Raw genomic sequence first — 403 nt, forward strand, 5'->3', positions numbered from 1 at the left:
CGAGGGACGGGGTGTCTCCGACACCCCGCTTGTGGATCCAGAGTGGTGATGTCGCCACCAGCTGGTGCCGGTCTCCCTGTGGGCAGTCCCACCTTCACCCCCTCGGTTCCTCCTGGGAGGTCAGGTGGGATCTGTGCTGAAAGCCAGGGTGGCATCTGAGGCTGTATCAGGTTGGTTATACTTGGCCAAGTGGCCTGAACCCCCCACCCATAGGGGGCAAATAGGGGTCTATGTCTGACGGCAGGGGGTGAATCGGTGGTGTCCTCAAATCGTGAAATAAAATGATTGTCTATTTCCATCCCGAATATGTTAAATTAGCCATTTTCAGCACCCTAAGAGGTTCATTTCTAGTTCTATATGTAGCGGAAGGTCACTCCAGTAAGTACCCCCGTGATTACCCCCC

It is taken from the genome of Halorubrum sp. SP3, from assembly GCF_005435195.1.
GTDB lineage: Archaea > Halobacteriota > Halobacteria > Halobacteriales > Haloferacaceae > Halorubrum > Halorubrum sodomense.